Annotated in this window: 7 protein-coding genes; 3 read left to right on the top strand and 4 right to left on the bottom strand. The window is 72.4% G+C overall.

The window, feature by feature from the left end; translation table 11 throughout:
• Positions 1–135: 135 nt before the first annotated feature.
• From IF09_RS0117810 to gntD, 3 genes are read left to right on the top strand one after another with little or no spacing between them, the layout of a single operon-like run.
• Positions 136–7,194: a non-ribosomal peptide synthetase gene (locus tag IF09_RS0117810; RefSeq protein ID WP_030296815.1), complete on the top strand. Its 7,059-nt coding sequence runs from the start codon at positions 136–138 to the stop codon at positions 7,192–7,194.
• The gene (locus IF09_RS0117815; RefSeq protein ID WP_030296816.1) at positions 7,184–8,818 is read left to right on the top strand and encodes a condensation domain-containing protein; all 1,635 of its coding nucleotides are present in this window, start codon (positions 7,184–7,186) and stop codon (positions 8,816–8,818) included. Before IF09_RS0117810 ends, IF09_RS0117815 begins: the two co-directional genes overlap by 11 nt.
• A 35-nt stretch (positions 8,819–8,853) precedes the next feature.
• On the top strand, positions 8,854–9,891 hold the full coding sequence (gntD, locus tag IF09_RS0117820) for a guanitoxin biosynthesis L-enduracididine beta-hydroxylase GntD (protein WP_030296818.1): 1,038 nt from the start codon (positions 8,854–8,856) through the stop codon (positions 9,889–9,891).
• A gap of 81 nt (positions 9,892–9,972) precedes the next feature.
• On the opposite strand, the gene IF09_RS0117825 is transcribed toward gntD, so the two are convergent.
• The 4 genes from IF09_RS0117825 to IF09_RS0117840 form a co-directional block, all read right to left on the bottom strand.
• A complete protein-coding gene (locus IF09_RS0117825; RefSeq protein WP_051832608.1) occupies positions 9,973–12,402 on the bottom strand; it encodes a non-ribosomal peptide synthetase in 2,430 nt (809 codons plus the stop codon).
• Between the two features lie 285 nt (positions 12,403–12,687).
• Complete coding sequence (gene rsgA, locus IF09_RS0117830) at positions 12,688–13,788, bottom strand: ribosome small subunit-dependent GTPase A (RefSeq protein ID WP_030296821.1); 1,101 nt, start codon at positions 13,786–13,788, stop codon at positions 12,688–12,690.
• A 295-nt stretch (positions 13,789–14,083) separates the two neighbouring features.
• On the bottom strand, positions 14,084–15,838 hold the full coding sequence (locus IF09_RS41820; RefSeq protein WP_106975087.1) for an NAD(P)/FAD-dependent oxidoreductase: 1,755 nt from the start codon (positions 15,836–15,838) through the stop codon (positions 14,084–14,086).
• Positions 15,835–17,625 carry a non-ribosomal peptide synthetase gene (locus IF09_RS0117840; protein ID WP_078613317.1) on the bottom strand — a complete coding sequence of 597 codons (1,791 nt, stop codon included), beginning with the start codon at positions 17,623–17,625 and terminating at the stop codon, positions 15,835–15,837. The genes IF09_RS41820 and IF09_RS0117840 overlap by 4 nt, the downstream gene beginning before the upstream one ends.
• Positions 17,626–17,706 lie beyond the last annotated feature (81 nt).

Here is a 17,706-nt window from a genome sequence, read left to right on the forward strand (position 1 = left end):
GATTGGCGGAAGAGAGGGCAATGGCCGACCGCGGGCATCGGATTCGTGATTGACAAGGGTTATTTACCTTGCGCAGGATCTTAAGGGGACACCATGTTCGTCGGAACCATCGAAGGTATTGGGTGAGCGTACAAAATGCTGAGTGACAATGCCCTGAGTGAATCCTGGCTCGCCCGGCTGGTGGCCGGCCGCGGAGTTCCCTTCCTGGATGTCGTGTCCCCGGACGGAGACACGCCGGAATGCGTCCTGGAACCCGCAGTCACCGAGCGGCTGGACGCCCTGACGGGCGGCGACGCGACCGGCCTCCTGCTGCTGACCGTCGCGGCCACCCGGCTCGCGCTGGCCGCGCTCGACGAGGAACCCGGGCACGTGATCCTCGTGCCCGTGCCCACCTCGCCGCCCGGGGCGGGCGCAGGGACCGGCACGGACGCGGTGCCGCGCGAGCTCGCGCTCTGCGCACCCCTCGACCGCGAGGCACCGGCCTCGGCCTTCCTGATGGCGCTGCACGCCGAACTCGAATCCGCCCTGCCCCTCGCCTGGCCCGACCGGGAGGCGGTCGCCTCCCGTCTGGAGCTCGCCGGTGTGCCCGTGGGCCGTGCGCTCGGCCGGCTGGGCGTCGTGTGCGAGGAGGCGGGCGGCAAGCTGCTGCAGCCGGTCGGCCTGTGTCTGACCCTGCGTCGGGCCGACGGCCGGCTGACCCTGACCGCCGAGGCGGACGGCGAGCTGCCGGTGGCCGCGGCAGCCCTGCTGCGTTGCACGGCGGCCGCTCTCGCGGAACTCGGCCGCTCACCTCGGCGGCCGGTCACGGAGCTGGACGTCCTCGGTCCCGCACAGCGCGCCGAACTGGAGCGGTGGTCGGGCCTGCCCGTCGTGGCGGACTTCGCCGACGCGACCCTCACCGGCATCGTCGACGACGCCGCGAACCGCTTCCCGGACCGCGAGGCGGTGTCCGACCACGACGGGGTGTGGAGCCACCGGGAGCTGGCGCTGCGGTCGTCGCGGGCCGCGCGGTCGCTCACCGTCGACCACGGGGTGAAGCCGGGTGACCGGGTCGCACTGCTGCTGCCGAAGAGCCCCGAACTCGTGCTCGCGGTGCTGGCGGTACTGCGGGCCGGCGCCTCGATGGTGCCCCTCGACCCCTCGCACCCGCCGGAGCGGGTCGCCCGTCAGCTGCGCCTGAGCGGAGCGGTCTGCGCCATCTCCGCCGAGGACGAACTGCCCGGCCAGGTGGCCATCCCGGTGGTGTCCCCGAAGGCCCTCGCCACCGCCGACGGTCCGGGGGCGGCAGCCGCACCGGGTCCCGACGACGAAGCCATCCTCTTCTTCACGTCCGGATCGACCGGCCTGCCCCGCCCGGTGGCGCTCACCCACCGTCAGCTCGCCCACAAGACCCTCACCTCGGGGCAGCTCCTCGGTTTCGACGAGGAGATCCGGTGCGCCCTGCTGTCCGCGGTGACCTCTGACGCCCTGACGTACCAGATCTTCACGACGCTCGCCGCGGGCGGCTGCGTGGTGGTCATGGGCTCACCCCAGACGCTCTCGCCCGCTGAGTTCTGGGCGGCGACGCGACGCCTGCGCGTCAACGTCATCAACTGCGTCCCCTCCCTGCTCGCCGTGATGGCCGAAGGTCTGCCGGCAGGAGCCGCAGAAGACGTCCGCATCTGTCTGCTGGGCGGCGACGAGATCCCGGCGGGGCTCCTGCCCCGGCTGGCGGACCGGCTGCGCGTGGGCACCTTCGGCAACCTCTACGGGCCCACCGAGGCCACCATCGAGGCCACCACCTTCACCTGCCCCGGCTCGGCCTTCCCCGAGTTGACCACCGTCCCGGTCGGCAGGCCCTCCGAGGGCTTCGGCGTGCTGGTGCTCACCCCCCACGGGGACCACGCACCGCCCGGCGTCCCCGGCGAGATCCACGTGCTCGGCCCCGGCGTGGCCCGTGGCTACGCCGATGACGAACCGACCGGCCCGGGGCGGTTCTGCGAGCTCCCCGCGCACCCCGGCGTCCGGGTGTTCCGGACCGGCGACTTCGGCCGCTGGAACCACCGGGGCGAGCTGGTCTTCCTGGGCCGCCGGGACAACCAGATCCAGATCCACGGCAACCGGGTCGAGCTCGGCGAGGTGGAGGCGTCCCTCAGCTCCGTCGCGGGCATCGTCACCGCCACGGTCCTTCCCTTCACCGCTCCCTCGGGACCGCCCACCGTCGTGGCCGTCTACACCTCGGACCAGGGACTCGAACCGGCCGACGTGCGCAGCCGGCTGGAGCTGCGCCTGCCCGGCTACATGGTCCCCGGCCGCATCCTGCGGCTCGACGAGCTGCCCGTCACCCTGCACGGAAAGATCGACCGCGTGGCCATCCTGGCCCATGTGGCCGGCCTGGACGGACAGGTCTGGCAGCCCGACGACGAAGCCGACCGCACCGCCGCCCGGATCTGGGCCGACGTGCTCGGCACCGCGCCGCGCGCCGCGGACGAGGACCTCTTCGCGGCGGGCGGCCACAGCCTCACCGCCGCCGTCCTGGCGGGCCGGCTCGGCGCGGCTGCCGGCGGCGGCGCGATCACCGTCCGCGACGTGTTCACCGCCCGCACGCCCGAAGGCCTCGGCGCGCTGCTGCGCCGCGCCGCGGCCGACGGGCCCGCGGCCCCCGCCGCCCGGACACCGTGGCCCGAGACCCCGGAACCCGTCCCCGCGAGCAACGCCCAGCGCCGGATGTGGTTCCTCGAGCAGTACGAGGGCGGGGAACTGCGCCCGTACAACATGGTGGAGGCCTTCCGGCTGCCCGGCTCCCCCGAGGCGGCCGACGTGGCGGACGCCCTGGAGCGGACGGTGCGCCGGCACCAGGCCCTGCGCACCGTGTTCCGCACCGACCCCGACGGCCTGCGCCAGATCGTCCTGGCTCCCGAGCGGGCCCGGCCCGCACTGCAGGTCCACCGGTCGGACGCCGGGGGCACCGCTGGCCTGCTGCGGCGCATCGCCGATGCGGAGCAGCGCCACGTGTTCGACCCGGCGGAGGGCCCCCTGCTGCGTGCCCACTGGCTCGTCGAGGACGGGCGCCCCGGCGGCACGCTCCTGCTGTCCGTCCACCACAGCGTCTGCGACGGCTGGTCGTTCGCGGTGATCCTGCGCGACCTCCAGCGGTTCCTGAACGGCACGGCCCAGGTACCGGATCCCACGCAGTACGGTGCCTACGCGCTCGATCAGCACGCCCGCGGGGACGACGCGCAGAGCAGCGCGTTCTGGCGGCGCGTCCTGGACGGCGCGCCGCGCGTCGACCTGCCGCTCGACCGCAACCGTCCGGCGGAGCGCAGTTCGGCGGCGGGCACGGTCCGGCTGACGCTCGGCGAAGGCACGACCCGGTCCGTGCAGGACTTGTGCCGGCAGCTCGGCACCACCTCGTTCACGGCGTTGGTGGCCGCCGTCCGAGTCCTTCTGATGCGCTGGAGCGGGGCGGACGACATCGTGCTCGGCACGGTCGTCTCGGGCCGGGACCGTCCCGAACTCGCCGACTCGGTGGGGCTGTTCGTCAACACCGTCGCCCTGCGCACCCCGATCGGTCCGGAGCTCGGTTTCACCGATGTGGTCGCGGCGGTCGCGGCGCACGCGCGGGAGGCCCGCGCCCATGAGGAGTACCCCTTCGAGGACCTCGTGGAGGCCCTGGGGCGCGAACGCATCGCGGGACGCAATCCGCTCTTCGACGTGCTGGTCGAGGCCGCCGTCTCCGGTACGGACCCGCTGGGCACCGAGGAGGGCCCGGCAGCCGAACACATCCGCCTGGACAACGGCGCGGAGGGGTTCGACCTCGCCTTCAGCTTCGGCGAACCCGGCCCGGACCGTCCGATCGAGGTGGCGATCACCTACCGCGAGGACGTACTCGACGCGGGGACGGCGCACCGGCTCGCCGGCCAGTTGGACCACCTCCTGACCGCTCTGGCCGAGGCCCCCGGGGCCCCCGTCGGCACGGCCCCCCTGCTGCCCGAGGCACAGCGCGCCGCGCTCATCGCGGCCGGTACCGGGGAGATCCCCTCCGCCGCGCAGTCCACCGGCACCCTCCTGGACCTCGTCCTCGCGCAGGTGCAGCGCGCACCCGAGGACCCGGCCGTCGCCTGCGGCGACCGTGTCCTGACCTACCGCGAGCTGGACCGCCGGGCCGATGTACTGGCCGCCCGGATCGCCGCGCTGGCGCCGACCGGCCCCGACCGCGTGGTCGCGGTGCTGTGCGAGCGCTCCGAGTGGATGCCGGTCGCGTTGCTCGCCGTCCTCAAGACCGGTTCGGCGTTCCTTCCCCTCGATCCGCAGCAGTCGCCGGCCCGGATCGCGCGAGTGCTGCGCGACAGCGGCGCGGTCGCCGCCGTCACCTCGGCGGACTTCACGCGGACCACGGTCGCCGAAGGCCTGCCCACGGTGACCGTCGGCGACGCGACCGAGGCCGCTGCGGTCCGGGACGAGCCACGGCCGCTCCGGCCCGCCGGCCCCGCCGACCTCGCGTACGTCGTGTACACCTCCGGCTCCACCGGAACACCCAAGGGCGTCATGGTGGAGCACCGCGGCATAGTCAACTCCGTCCGGTTCCAGATCGACCACTACGGCCTCGGCGCCGGCGGGGCGATCCTCCAGGTCGATCCGATCCACGCCGACGCCGGCATCGCCGACGTGTTCGGCGCGCTCGGTTCGGGCGCGCCCATGGTGATCGTCACCCGGGAGCAGCTGCTCACGCCGGAGGATGTGGCCGCGATCATGCAGCAGCACCCGGTCCGGCACGTGATGCTCGTGCCGAGCCTCTACCGGATGCTGCTCGACGAGGTCGGCCCGGCGTTCCGCGAGGTGCGCAAGGTCGTGCTCGGCGGGGAGCGGGTCACCCGGGCGCTCGCCGCCCGGCATGCCGAAGTCCTTCCCGGCGCCGAGCTGTTCAACGAGTACGGCCCGGCCGAGGACAGTGTGGTCACCACATTGGACCCAGTGGTCACGACAGGGGCCGCCGACACGCCCGGCACATGGTCCGGGACCGCTTCCGGCGACGCCTCGATCGGCCGCCCGCTGCCCGGCAAGTGGGTGGATCTGCTCGACGAGCGGGGCATGCTCGTGCCGCTGGGGGCTCCTGGCGAGATCTGCATCGGCGGAGCAGGCCTGGCCCGCGGCTACCTCGGCGACGCGGAGCTGACCGCGGCCCGGTTCGTGACCAGCCGGGTACGCCCGGGAGAACGCATGTACCGCACCGGCGACCTGGCCCGCCGGCTGCCCGACGGACGCCTGGAGTACCTGGGCCGGGTCGACGACCAGCTCAAGATCCGGGGCAACCGGGTCGAGCCGAACGAGGTGGCCGCGGTCCTCGCCGAAGCCCCCGGCCTGCGCAACGCCGCCGTGCTCCCGACGACCGGCGCCGAACCACGGCTGGTCGCCTACGTGGTCGGGGAGGCGGAGCCGGCGGCGCTGCGCCGGCACCTCGCGGAGCGGCTGCCCGCCTACATGATGCCCGCCGCCTTCGTGTACCTGCCCGCCCTGCCGGTGGCCGCGGGCGGCAAGCTGGACCGCCGGGCGCTGCCCGCGCCCGACGAGGCCCTGGCCACCGCGGAATCCCCTGCTGCCGCCCGGCCGTTCACCCCGGCCGAGCAGCACGTCGCCGACGTGTGGACGCAGGTTCTGGAGCGTCCCGTCACGGACCCGGACGCCAACCTGTTCGAGATGGGCGGCCACAGTCTGGCCGCCGCGCGCATCGCGCACGCCCTGCACGTCAAGGTGCGCACCGTCTTCGACTTCCCGACCGTCGCCGCGCTCACCACGGCACTGGAAGGGCAGTCGGCGAAGGCCGCAGCGGAGCTGGGCCCGGCCGCGGGGGCGTCCTCGGAGAGCGGGTTCCTCCCGCTCTCCCGGGCACAGCGCCGCGTCTGGCTGACCTCACGGTGGGCGGGCTCCGACACGTTCATCATCTCCGACCTCGTACGGCTGGGCCGCCGGCTCGATGCCGGAGCGCTCCGCAGCGCCCTCGAAGCCGTCGTCGAGCGCCAGGACATGCTGCGCGCGCAGGTCCTGCCCCGGGGAACGGACGCGGAGCTGACCGTGCTGGACCGGTTGCCGGACGGCGCACCGCTGGTCGTCGTGGACCTGCCCGGTGCGGACCCCTCGGGTCCGGAGGTTGCGGCCGCGCTGCACGACGCCCGACGGGTCGGCTTCGCCCTCGAGAAGGCGCCGCTGTTCGAAGTGCGGCTGCTCGCAGGGCCCGTCGGCGGTGATCTGCTCACCGTCACCGCACACCATCTGATCTACGACGGCGCGAGCGTCGACGTGCTGCTGCGCGACCTGTTCACCGCGTACGAGCAGGCCGTCGCGGGCCGGCCGCCCCGGCTTCCCCGGCTCCCCTACACCTACCAGGAGTGGGTCCGCGAGGAGCAGGAGTGGCTGGCCGGGCCCGAGGCGGAGCTCGAGGTGGAGTTCTGGCGGGAGCGCTTGCGCGGCGTCGCGGAAGGGCCCGATCCCGTGGACCCGGCCCGCCGCCGTAGCCGCCGGGGCCGGACCGGACTGGTCCGCCGGTCCCTTCCCGCGGCCGTGCTCCGCGATGCCCCCGGGACCCCGTTCGCGCAGGTGGTCACCGCGTTCGCCCTCACCGTGCACCAGCGCACCCGGGCCACCGACCTCGTCGTCGGCTTCGCCGCGGGACTCCGCCACCGGCCCGAGGCCGACGCGCTGATCGGCTACCTGGTCAACGCGGTTCCCCTCCGGGTCACTCTGGACGACGCGATGACCGGGGGCGAGCTGCTGCCCCGGGTCCAGAGCGGGCTCGTCGAGGCGTACGAACACTCCCGGCTGCCGTTCGACGTGCTTGCGCAGCGGCTGGCGCTGCGCGCGGCACCGGGCCGCAGCCTGCTGCTCGACCTGGGCGTGAGCTGGGAGAACGCAGGCCTGCGCCCCGAGAGCCACGTGGTCGAGGACCTGCTGGTGGACGATCTGCCCGCCACCAGTGACCTCTGGCTCTACGCACGGGTCAAGGGCGACGTCCTGCACCTCGACCTCACCTACGACGACAACCTGCTCGACGAGTCGGAGGCCGGCGGCTACGCCGATCACGTCGCCGCGGTCCTGCGCGGCCTGGCCACCGGCCAGTACGCACCGCCCGCCGGCGCCCCGTCACCGGCCGTGCCCCCGGCCCCCGGCCCGTCCGCAACACCCGGCTCTGATTGGAGCGACAGCCACTATGACTTCTGACACCGCCCTCAGGCTCAGGGACGGGGCGGCCCCGACCGAGCCCGACCCGACGCAGCGGCTGTGCGAGCTGTTCGCCACGGCACTCGAACTGGACGACGTCACTCCGGACACCGACTTCTTCCTCGCCGGCGGACACAGCCTGTCCGCGCTGACCCTCGCCGTGGCCGTGGAAGAGGCCTTCGGCGTGCGGGTCCGCGTACGGGACGTCTTCGACGCCGCCACGCCCGAGCTGCTCGCGTCCCGGCTGGCCGGCCCCGTCCCCGGTGCCGTGGAACCCGCTGAGCCGGCCCCCGCGCGCCACCGGCCCGACACCGAGCTGCCCGGGGCCGAAGTCGCCGAAGCCACCCGCTGGCTGTGGCTTGAACGGCAGCGGGGGGACGGCGACTCCGGGGCCTACACCGTGCCCTGTCTGCTGGACGGCGAGGGTGCCGTGGACGCCGACAGGCTGGCGGCCGCGCTCGCCGGCCTGGCCCGGCACCACCCGGCGCTGCGGACCGTCTTCGTCGAGGCCCAGGGCGAACCGCGGGCGGTGGTCACCGACGACGTCCCGCCGTTGGAGGTCGTCGACCTGCGCGGGCCCGACGGGGGCGACACCCGGTTCGACGCCTTGGTCGACGAGCGCCTCGCCATGCCGTTCGCCCCGTCGACCGGCCCGCTCACCCGGACCACGCTGTTCCTGCGCGACGACGCCCGGTGGTCGCTCCTGCTGCTCGCGGACCATCTCGTGTGCGACGGACGCAGCCTGGAGATCCTCGCCGCGCAACTCGTGGCGGCCTACGCGGATCCGGCTGCCGCCCTGCCGCCCCGGGACCGGCCCGTTCACCGCTCGAGCGGTCAGGAGGCCGCGCTCGACCACTGGCGCCGCGTGCTCCTGCCCCCTCCGGCGCCGCTGCCCCTCCCGGTGCGCGGCCTGCGGACGGAGCAGGCCGGCAGCGCCACCGGCATCGCCGTGCAGGAGATCGGTCCGGATGTGCTGCGACAGCTCACGCAGCTGGGCCGGCGGCACCACGCGGGCCCGTTCGTGCCGCTGGCCGCCGCCGTCGCCCGTACCCTCGCCGCGATCACGGGCAGCTCGGACATCTGTCTGGGGACCCCCGTGGACCGGCGGGCCCGGCTCGGTGCGGACGACGCGGTCGGCTTCCACATCGCCACCGTCCCCCTGCGGTTGGAGGTCCGGGACGGGACTTCGGCGGACGACTTCGTCCGGCAGGTCGCGCAGCGCACGATGGACGCGGTGGACCACAGCGAGGTCGCCTTCGACACGCTCGTCGCGGCGCTCGCTCCCCCGCGCTCCCCCGGACGGATGCCCTTCTTCGACGTGTGGGTGGCCCTGTATCCCCGCATCGACACGGGGCCGTGCGCGCCGGGCGGGATCGCCCTGCGTGGCGGGCCGATACCCCTGCGCGTCGGCATGTTCGAGCTGTCCTTCCAGTTCGTCGAGCACGTGGACGGCATGCGCCTGCTGCTCCAGTACGACACCGCGCGCTACGCCGCGGACACCGCCGAGCGGATGGTCCGGCGGCTCGGTGACGAAGTGGCGCGCCTCCTCGGGGACCCGGCGGAGTCCGGCCCCGAAGCGGCCCCGGCACACCGGGCCTTCGGCGGCTTCCGGTTCGACGACTGACCCGACCTGTTGCCCTTCCCATGAGGAGATGAACCATGACGACGTCCATCAGGCCCCGGACCGGGGCGGAGCTGCGGCTCACCGCGGCCGAGGCCCGCCAGGTGTCCGAACTGACACTGCGTCTGGCCGAGCAGTACCGCGCGGCCGACGACGAACGGCTGCTCCAGGAGCTCCCGTTGCTCACGGCCGGGCTGCCCGTGCGGATCCGCCGCTTTCTGCGTGCCTTCTCCCTCGACCAGGCACGCGGTTTCTGCTCGGTCAACGGGCATCTCGTGGACGACGAGCGCATCGGGCCCACGCCCGCGCACTGGAAGGACGAGACCCGGATCCACCGCGAACTGCCCGAGGAGATCCTCGTCCTCCTCTACGGTTCGCTGCTCGGCGAACCGTTCGGCTGGGCCACCCAGCAGGACGGGCACCTGGTCAACGACGTGTTCCCGATCCGCCAGTACGAGCGCGAGCTGCTCGGCACGGGCAGCAAGACACCGCTGACCCTGCACACCGAGGACGCCTTCCACCCCTACCGCGCCGACTACATCATCCTGTCGGCGCTGCGCAATCCGGACGCCGTGCCGGTGACCGTGGCGGAGGCGGACTTCTCGGTACTGCCCCAGGACGTCCTCGACGTCCTGTTCGAGAACCGGTTCCGCATCGTTCCCGACAAGTCGCACCTGCCGGAGAACAACACGGTGCGCACCGACGAGGACCGGCTGGTGTTCGAGAACATCGCGCGCCTCATCGACGGGCTCGGCCTGGTGCCCATGCTGACCGGCTCCCGGTCCCACCCTCTGCTGTGCTTCGACGCGACGCACATGTCGGCTCCCGAGGAGGACCCCGAGGCCGTACGGGCCTTCGAGGCGGCGGCGAAGCTGCTCGACGCCGGCCTGACCGACTGCCCCCTCGAGGCGGGCAGCTGTGTCTTCATGAACAACCACCGGGTGGTGCACAGCCGCAGCGCCTTCCAGGCGCGCTACGACGGCACCGACCGCTGGCTCAAGCGCGTCAACGTCACCCACGACCTGCGCAAGTCCCGTGCCATGCGCCGGTCCGTCGGCTCCCGCCTGATCGGCTAGCCGGCGACCCGCACAGCCGGAACACCACGCACTGTGCCCGGGGCTCCCCAGCCCCGGGCACAGTGCGTGGTGGCGGCGCGGCTACGCCTCCTGGTCCTGCATGGCCCTCCGTACCAGTGCGGAGACCTCGCGGACCGTGGGGGTGAGGAAGAAGTCACCCATGTCGACGCTCACGCCCAGCTGCTTCTCGATGGCGTCGATGACGGAGATCGCGAGCAGGCTGTGCCCGCCCTCGTCGAAGAAGTCCGCGTCGAGATCGACCGGGCCGGAGGCGAGGACCTCCTCGAAGACGGCTCCGACCTTCGCCTCGACCCCGTCGCCTCCCGCTCCCGTCCGCGTCGGGGCGGACGCCGGTGCCGGGGCGGCGCCGGCCGCGGCGAGACGCACCAGGGCACCCCGGTCGATCTTGCCGCTCACCATCCGCGGCAGCGCGTCGATCAGCGTGAGGGAGGTCGGCACCATCGCGGGCGGCAGTGCGGCATTGGCCCGCGCCCTGATCTCCTCCACCGTGGTGTCCACGGCTTCCAGCCAGGCCGCCAGCGCCGGGGCGCCGTCGGGGCCGCTCACCACGGCGACCGCCGCCTGGCGGACTCCCGGCAGCAGGCCCAGCACGCTCTCCACCTCACCGGGCTCCACCCGGTGGCCGCGTATCTTCACCTGGTCGTCGGCCCGCCCGGTGAACTCCAGCATTCCGTCCGGACGCCACCAGACGAGGTCCCCCGTACGGTAGCTGCGTCCCCCGGGCGCCTCGGTGTCGGCCACGAAGGCCCCCGCCGTCAGCTCCGGCCGGTTGCGGTATCCGTCCGCGAGGCCGTGTCCCGCCAGCCTGAGCTCTCCGACGAATCCGATCGGCAGGGCCCGGCCGTCGGCGCCGGTGACGGTCGCGACGGTGTTGGCGATGGGCCACCCGATCGGGAGGCCGGGGCCGGCGTCCGTGCCGTGGTCGAACGCGGTCGCGCCCACCGAGCTCTCCGTCGGGCCGTACTCGTTGATCAGCCGGACTCCGGGCAGCAGTTCGTGGTGGCGGCGCACCAGATCGGGCGTCGTGGCCTCGCCGGCGACCGTCACGGCGCGCAGTGAGGCCGCGGCACGCGGGAGTTCGCCCAGCAGGACCCGGTAGAGGCTCGGGACGTTCGTGAGGTGGGTGATGCGGTGCTGCTGCGCCAGCTCGGCCAGCTGACGGGGCAGCAGCTGGTGCGTGTCCGCGAGGACGAGGCGCCCGCCGGAGGCCAGCGCCGGGAACAGGTCGGCGATCGAGCTGTCGAAGGCCAGCGAGGGCAGCTGCAGCAGCCTGGTGTCGAGGTCCAGCCCGTGGTTGCGCCGCTTCCAGTGCACGTAGCTCGCGATCGCACGGTGCCGGATCTCCACGCCCTTGGGCCTGCCGGTCGACCCCGAGGTGTACACCACGTACGCGAGGTCGTCCGGGAGCGGCCCGGGCAGGGTCCCGGGCTCGGCGGCGGGGCCGGCGACCGCGGCCTGGATGTCGATCACCGGGGCGGTCAGCCCGACGGGCAGCCCGGTGAGCAGGTCGGGCGCGGCCAGGACGGCTGCGCACGCGGCGTCGTCGAGGATCTCGGCCAGCCTCGAGGCCGGGGACCTGGGGTCGAGCGGCACGTAGGCCGCGCCCGCGAGCAGGGTGCCGGTGATCGCCGGCACGGCGTGGATCGTCTTCCCGGTGAGCACACCCACCCGGTGTCCCCGTCCGATGCCCGTTGCGTGCAGACGAGCCGCCACGGCCTGCGCGGCCTGCCAGAACTCGCCGTACGTGAGGGTCTCGGCACCGGCTACGACGGCCGTACGGTCCGGGTGTGCGCGGACCGCCTCCTCGATCGGCGCCGTCAGCGTCGTGATGACGCCCTGCGGTTCGAAGCCGCGTCGGCCGAGCACGAGGGCCGCCGCCGTATCCTCGGCAGCGGCCGACGGCAGCGCCGCGGCCGGGCCGTGCGGATCGACGAATCCGGCCAGGACACGGGACACCGACCGCAGCAGGACGTCCAGGAACCACGCCTCGGCGCGATCCGGTCCGGCCTCGGCCACGAGTTCGCGTATGCCGTCCGCACCGGGCTCGGTCAGGCCCAGCTCGATGACGTCCGGCCGGGACTCACGGGCAGCGGGGCCGGCACCGACCCGCTCCGAGCCGACCAGCAGCGCGCCGGTGAGCGCCGCCTCCTCGTCGGCGACCACGGGCGCCGACCGCAGTGCCGCGTCGGCGGCCCGGACCAGATCGCCGACGGTGGCCCCGGCGGCGCGCCCGATGCCGGCCAGCACCGGCCCGGCCGGGCCGGACACGGCGACCACCGGCTCGTCGGTGTGCTCCGCAGCGCCGACCACCAATGCCGACGCCGCGGTGAGGGCGACCAGTTCCTCCAGGGCGCGGCCGCCGGAGATCTTGGCCAGGCCCTCGACGGCGGCCGCGGTCAGCGCGAGCCTGGCGTGGGCGCGCGCTGACGGCGCGGCGCCCGTGCGTCGGGGGCGGATCGTGGTGGCGGGCACCACAGGGTCGGACGTCATGGGCACATTCCCTTGCTCGGGGGACGAATGAAGACAACTGCCCGTCGGCCAAGCGGTGTTCACCACAGGCGACGGGGCCGCCATGGGGTTCGAACACCGCATCGGGCACGTGCGGGCACACCGTCACCGAGGTGGGACGCGAACGGACCGCGCACCGCAGGGCCGTGGCCGAGCCGGTACGCGGGTCACCGCTGACACCACAGGGTGCCCATGCACTTGTCGGATCGGAACACCGGGCGGCCGAGCTGCGGCCGCCCGGTGTTCCGACCAGGCCGTCGCCTCGCGTCAGCCGCGCTTCGCGATCATGTTGGCCATGCCTTCCTTGCCCTGCGTCTTCAGCGCCTTGAGGCGGTCCTGGCGCAGGCGGGCATCGCTCCGCGAGGCGATCCACTGGTTCTCGCGGAGCAGCTTGTGGTAGCTGTCGAGGCGGCGCTGCTGCAGCATGCCGTCCTCGATGGCCTCGCGTACCGCACAGCCGGGTTCCGCGACGTGGTCACAGTCCCGGAACCGGCATTCCTCGGCGAGCTGCTCGATCTCGGAGAACGTCTGCTGCAGGCCGTCGGAGGCGTCGTACAGGCCCACGCCGCGAATACCGGGCGTGTCGATCAGCACCCCGCCGCCCGGCAGGGGCATCAGCTCCCGGGTGGTCGTGGTGTGGCGGCCCTTGCCGTCGCTCCGGGTCTGCTGGGTCTCCATCACCGAGCGTCCCATCAGCACGTTGGCGATGGTGGACTTGCCCGCGCCCGACTGTCCGACCAGGACGCTCGTCCCCGTCAGAACGGCCGCGAGGACGTCCATGCCGTCGTCGGTGGTGGCGCTGACGACCAGGACGTCCACCCCGGGCGCGGCCTGCTCGACCGTCTCACGGACGCTGTCCGCGTCCTGCGCGAGGTCGGACTTGGTGAGGACCATCACCGGCTGCGCTCCGCTCTCCCAGGCAAGGGCGAGGAACCGCTCGATCCGGCCGAGGTCCGGCTCCGTGTCCAGGGCCACGACGACGCCGATGGTGTCGACGTTGGCGGCGAGCACCTGGCCCTCGGAGCGCTGGGAGGCGCTGGAGCGGACCATCGCCGTACGACGCGGCAGGACCGCCTGGACGTACGTGCCGGCCGCGCCGGCCTGGACCGCCACCCAGTCGCCCGTACAGGGCATCTTCATCGGGTCGGGGTCCGCGACCGGACCGGTGTCGGCATGGACGACGGTCACCTCGGACTCGCCGTCGGCGATCACGACGTCGCAACGGCCCCGGTCGACCCGGATGACCCGGCCGGGCACCCAGGAGGCGTCGGCAACTGAGGAGAAGTGGTCGTCGAGCTCAGGGGACCATCCGTAGGCCTCCAGGGGCCGCGGGTAGATCGAATCGGCCGATGTCGATGAGTGACGCAACGCGATGAGCCCTTCGGGAGGTTTCCGGCCGGCGCACGCAAGTCGGTTGCACCGGCTGCTGGACAAGGGGCGGAGGGGGGGTGGGCGGCTCTTCGGGCCCCGCTACGGCGGTGGTGACATGAAGGTCGCCCACCTCGGCTGACTCCGACGTACCAGGCATTCAATGCACTCGACGCTACGACAGCGGGGAACGCCCCGCAACACCCTTCAAGCGCCGCTGAGTTGAGACTCCAGCGGGCCTCTGGCAGAGCTCGACCACTCACCCGTGCGCGCGCCCGGGTGAGTGGTCTGCCGTCTACCGTTCGGCGGGCGCCGAGGTGCGGTACAGGGCCCGCATCTCCTCTTCCAGGACCTTGACCTCGTCCAGCCGCGGCCGGCTCTTGGGCGCGAACAGCCCGTCCTGCTCCCAGCGTTCCGGGTCCAGGCTCAGCGCCGACACGTTGAGCCAGCCCCGGGAGCGGATCTCTTCCAGGCGCTCGGGAAGAGCGTCCTCGAGGGCGAGGTAGAAGATGACGTGGGCCAGCTCCTCGATGCGGTCCAGACCGTCGCGCACGCTCGTGAGCACCGTGCCGAAGGCGGGTACCTCGTCACCCGGCAGGTTCTGCTCGAAGAGCCGGGCGAGCGTGGGAACGTCGTCGTAGTAGTCGATGTAGTCGAAGGCGAAGACGCCGCGGTAGCTGCGCGCCCAGGCCTGGAAGAGGTTCATGATGGTGCCCTGGGTCGCCACCGCGTGCGCGCCGAGTGCGCTGAGCGTCGTGCTCGCCGACTCGTCCAGGAAGGTCTTCCCGTAGAACTGCGGGTCGGAGAAGGACCATCCGACGTAGTAGTCCCAGATCGTCTTCAGCGACATGATCACGGCGTTGTCGTGGAAGGCGTAGGAGCCCTGGATGTTCAGGGTGAGCCCCTCGGCGAGCGAGAGGAACCAGCGGTTGGCGTACCGCACGAAGCCCTCGTCGAAGGACTCCTCCACGTCGCGGCCGACCATCTCGGTCACGAAGCTGTTGGCGTAGCCGATCAGGTTCGACCCCACGGAGTAGTAGGGGTCGGCGAACACCGCGGCGTCACCGACGCACGCCCAGCGGTCCTGCGAGAAGACCTGCTGCGAGGAGTGGCTGTAGTTCTTCAGTACGCGGAAGTCGAGGACCGGCAGTTCGCGGATGGCGGGGTCGAAGCCCGGAACACGCTCGGCGACGAAGTCGATGGCCTTCTCGATCCGGTTGAACTTGGTGACCGGGTGGAGGTCGTCGGACACGACGATGCCGACGCTGGTGTGGTTGGGTGCCAGCGGGATGGCCCACACCCAGCCGCCCTCGAACATGAAGTGGTTGGTGGACTGCCAGCGCGGTTCGGTGATGCGGTCGTGCCAGACGGAGTGCTCGGCGCCGACCGCCTCGTCGGTGTCGAGCCGGCCCTCGAGCCGGAACCAGACCGAGTTGTGGGGCTTGGGGTACCGCTTGGTGAGGTCGAGCTTGCGCTGCAGCAGCCGGTGGCGGCCCGTGGCGTCGACGACCCATCGGCAGGTGACGCTGGCCGGCTGGGCGCCCTCTTCGTCGACGGCCTGGTACGTCACCCGGTGCGGGGCGTCCTGCTCGCCGAGCTCGATGTCGAGCACCTTGACGCCCTGCGTCAGCTCGGCCCCGGCAGCCGCCGCCACCACGCGCAGGTGCTCCTCGAAGGAGCCGCGGTTGAGCTGGTAGGACTTCGCCGGGAGGAAGCGGTTGACGCCGAACTCGGCTTCCTCGTGGAGGCCCGAGCCGCCGCCGTAGAAGTACCGGAGCCCCAGCTTCTCGAGGTGCTGCTCCTCCAGATAGTCGTACAGACCGAGGACGTGGTGGAAGTAGTACGCGCCCACCTCGACCGAGGACTCGCCGACCTTGTGCGCGGACAGCGGGATCGGTGAGCGCTCGCGCTCGCAGACGAGGACGGAGAGCTCGGGCTGCGCGTCCTTGAGCTGCTTGGCCAGGCAGAGCCCGGCCAGGCCGCCGCCCGCGATGACCACGTCGTAGTCGACACCGCCGAACACGGAGTCAGTACCGATTTGCCTGCTCACTTTGTACCCACCTTGTCGTTCTGTCGGTTCTCGATGTTGAGGGCCAGGCTCCGGACCGTCCGGTCCGTGTAGGGGTCCGAGACGTCGAGCTGGACCCCGATCTGCGTCTCCACGCGGGAGAGCAGGTCCATCACGCTGAGGGAGTCGCCGCCGAGGTCCACGAAGTCGTCGTCCAGGCCGATGTGCAGGGGCGCGAACAGCTCCTGCCAGATCTCGAGGAGCGCGGCCTCGACCTCCGTCGCCGGCTCCGGACCGTCCACGCCCTGGCCGACGGCGCCCGCGTACAGGGCCACCAGGGCCTTGTCGTCGACCTTGCCGTGGCGGGTGAGCGGCACGGTGTCGACCGGGATGATCGCCGACGGGACCATGTACTCCGGCAGGTTCTCCTGCGCCATCGCGCGCAGCCGGTCGATCTCGTCGGCGCCGGGCCCCTGGACGAAGGCGATCAGGAGGGGCGTATCGGAGTCGGTGGCGTGGCGCAGCAGGTGGACGTGGCCGACCGCGGCGTCCTGCGAGAGGACCTGGGCCACGTGGCCCAACTCGACCCGGCGGCCCCGGATCTTCACCTGGCCGTCCCGGCGCTCGATGAATTCGAGGTCACCGTTGCCGTGCAGCCGGACGATGTCCCCGGTGCGGTAGACGCGCTTCCCGGCGGCGGCGGACGAGGCCGGCGTGAAGAACCGCTCCGCGGTCAGCTCGGGATCGCCCAGGTAGCCCCGGGCCAGGCCCGCCCCGGCCAGGTGGAGCTCCCCGATGCCGCCCGGTGGCACGGGCGCGCCGTCCTCGTCGAGGACGAACGCCTCGGTGTGCTCGATCGGCTTGCCCATGAGCACGCGCTGGTCGGAGGCCGCGAGGCGGTGGACCGTGGAGCAGACGGCGTTCTCGGAGGGTCCGTACTCGTTGAACAGCTGCACCTGCGGAACGCGCTCGAAATGTTCCTGGGTCAGACTCGTCGTGAACCGTTCACCGGCGATCGTGACGCACCGCAGGGATTTCACCCGCTGGGCTTCCATGCCTTCCAGGAGGCGCTTGTAGAGCATGGGGGTGATCAGGAAGTGGGTGACGCCCCGGTGCTCCATCAGACCGGTCAGGTAATGCCGGTCGGTGATGCGGTCCCGGCGCGGCAGGAGCAGACGCACACCGGAGGTGAGGGCCGAGAAGGTGTCCACCACCGCACTGTCGAAAGACGGCCGCGGAATGGCCAGCGTCACGTCTTCCGGACCGAACCCGTAATAGGCATTGCGCCACGCCAAGGTGTTGACGATCGCGCGGTGCTCGACGGCCACGCCCTTGGGGTTCCCGGTCGTGCCCGAGGTGTACACCACGTACGCGAGATCGGACGGCGTGGCCACCGGCTCGGGGTCGGAGTCCGGTGTGTCGAGGGCGCCGCCCATGACGTCCAGGACGAAGAGCTCGCCGTTGAAGAACATCGCGCCGGCGGCCGCGGACGACTCGATCACCATGGCCCTGGGTGCCACGGCCTCGACGATCCGCTGGGTCACAGCGGGCGGGTTGTCGGGGTCCAGGGGGACGTAGGCACCGCCGGCCTTGAGGGCGGCCAGCATGGCGATGATCACGTCCGGGGGATGCCGGACCAGGATCGCCACCCGGTCGTCGGGGCGGACACCGCCGGTGTCCCGCAGGTGGTGTGCCAGCCTGTTTGCCCGGCGATTCAGCTCGCCGTAGCTCAAAAATTCACCTTCGAATTCCAGAGCCGTATGATCCGGCAACCTTCTGGCACATTCCTCAAAAAGGAGAGTCAGAGTCTTCGGATCGCCATGCTTCATCAACAAACGCCCCCTGCCGAATTACTGTAAATTCTCGATTAGAAAAGCGTAGCCGCCGCCGATCGAAGCGCCCTCTATTCA

Source organism: Streptomyces katrae (assembly GCF_000717655.1).
Taxonomy (GTDB): domain Bacteria; phylum Actinomycetota; class Actinomycetes; order Streptomycetales; family Streptomycetaceae; genus Streptomyces; species Streptomyces katrae_B.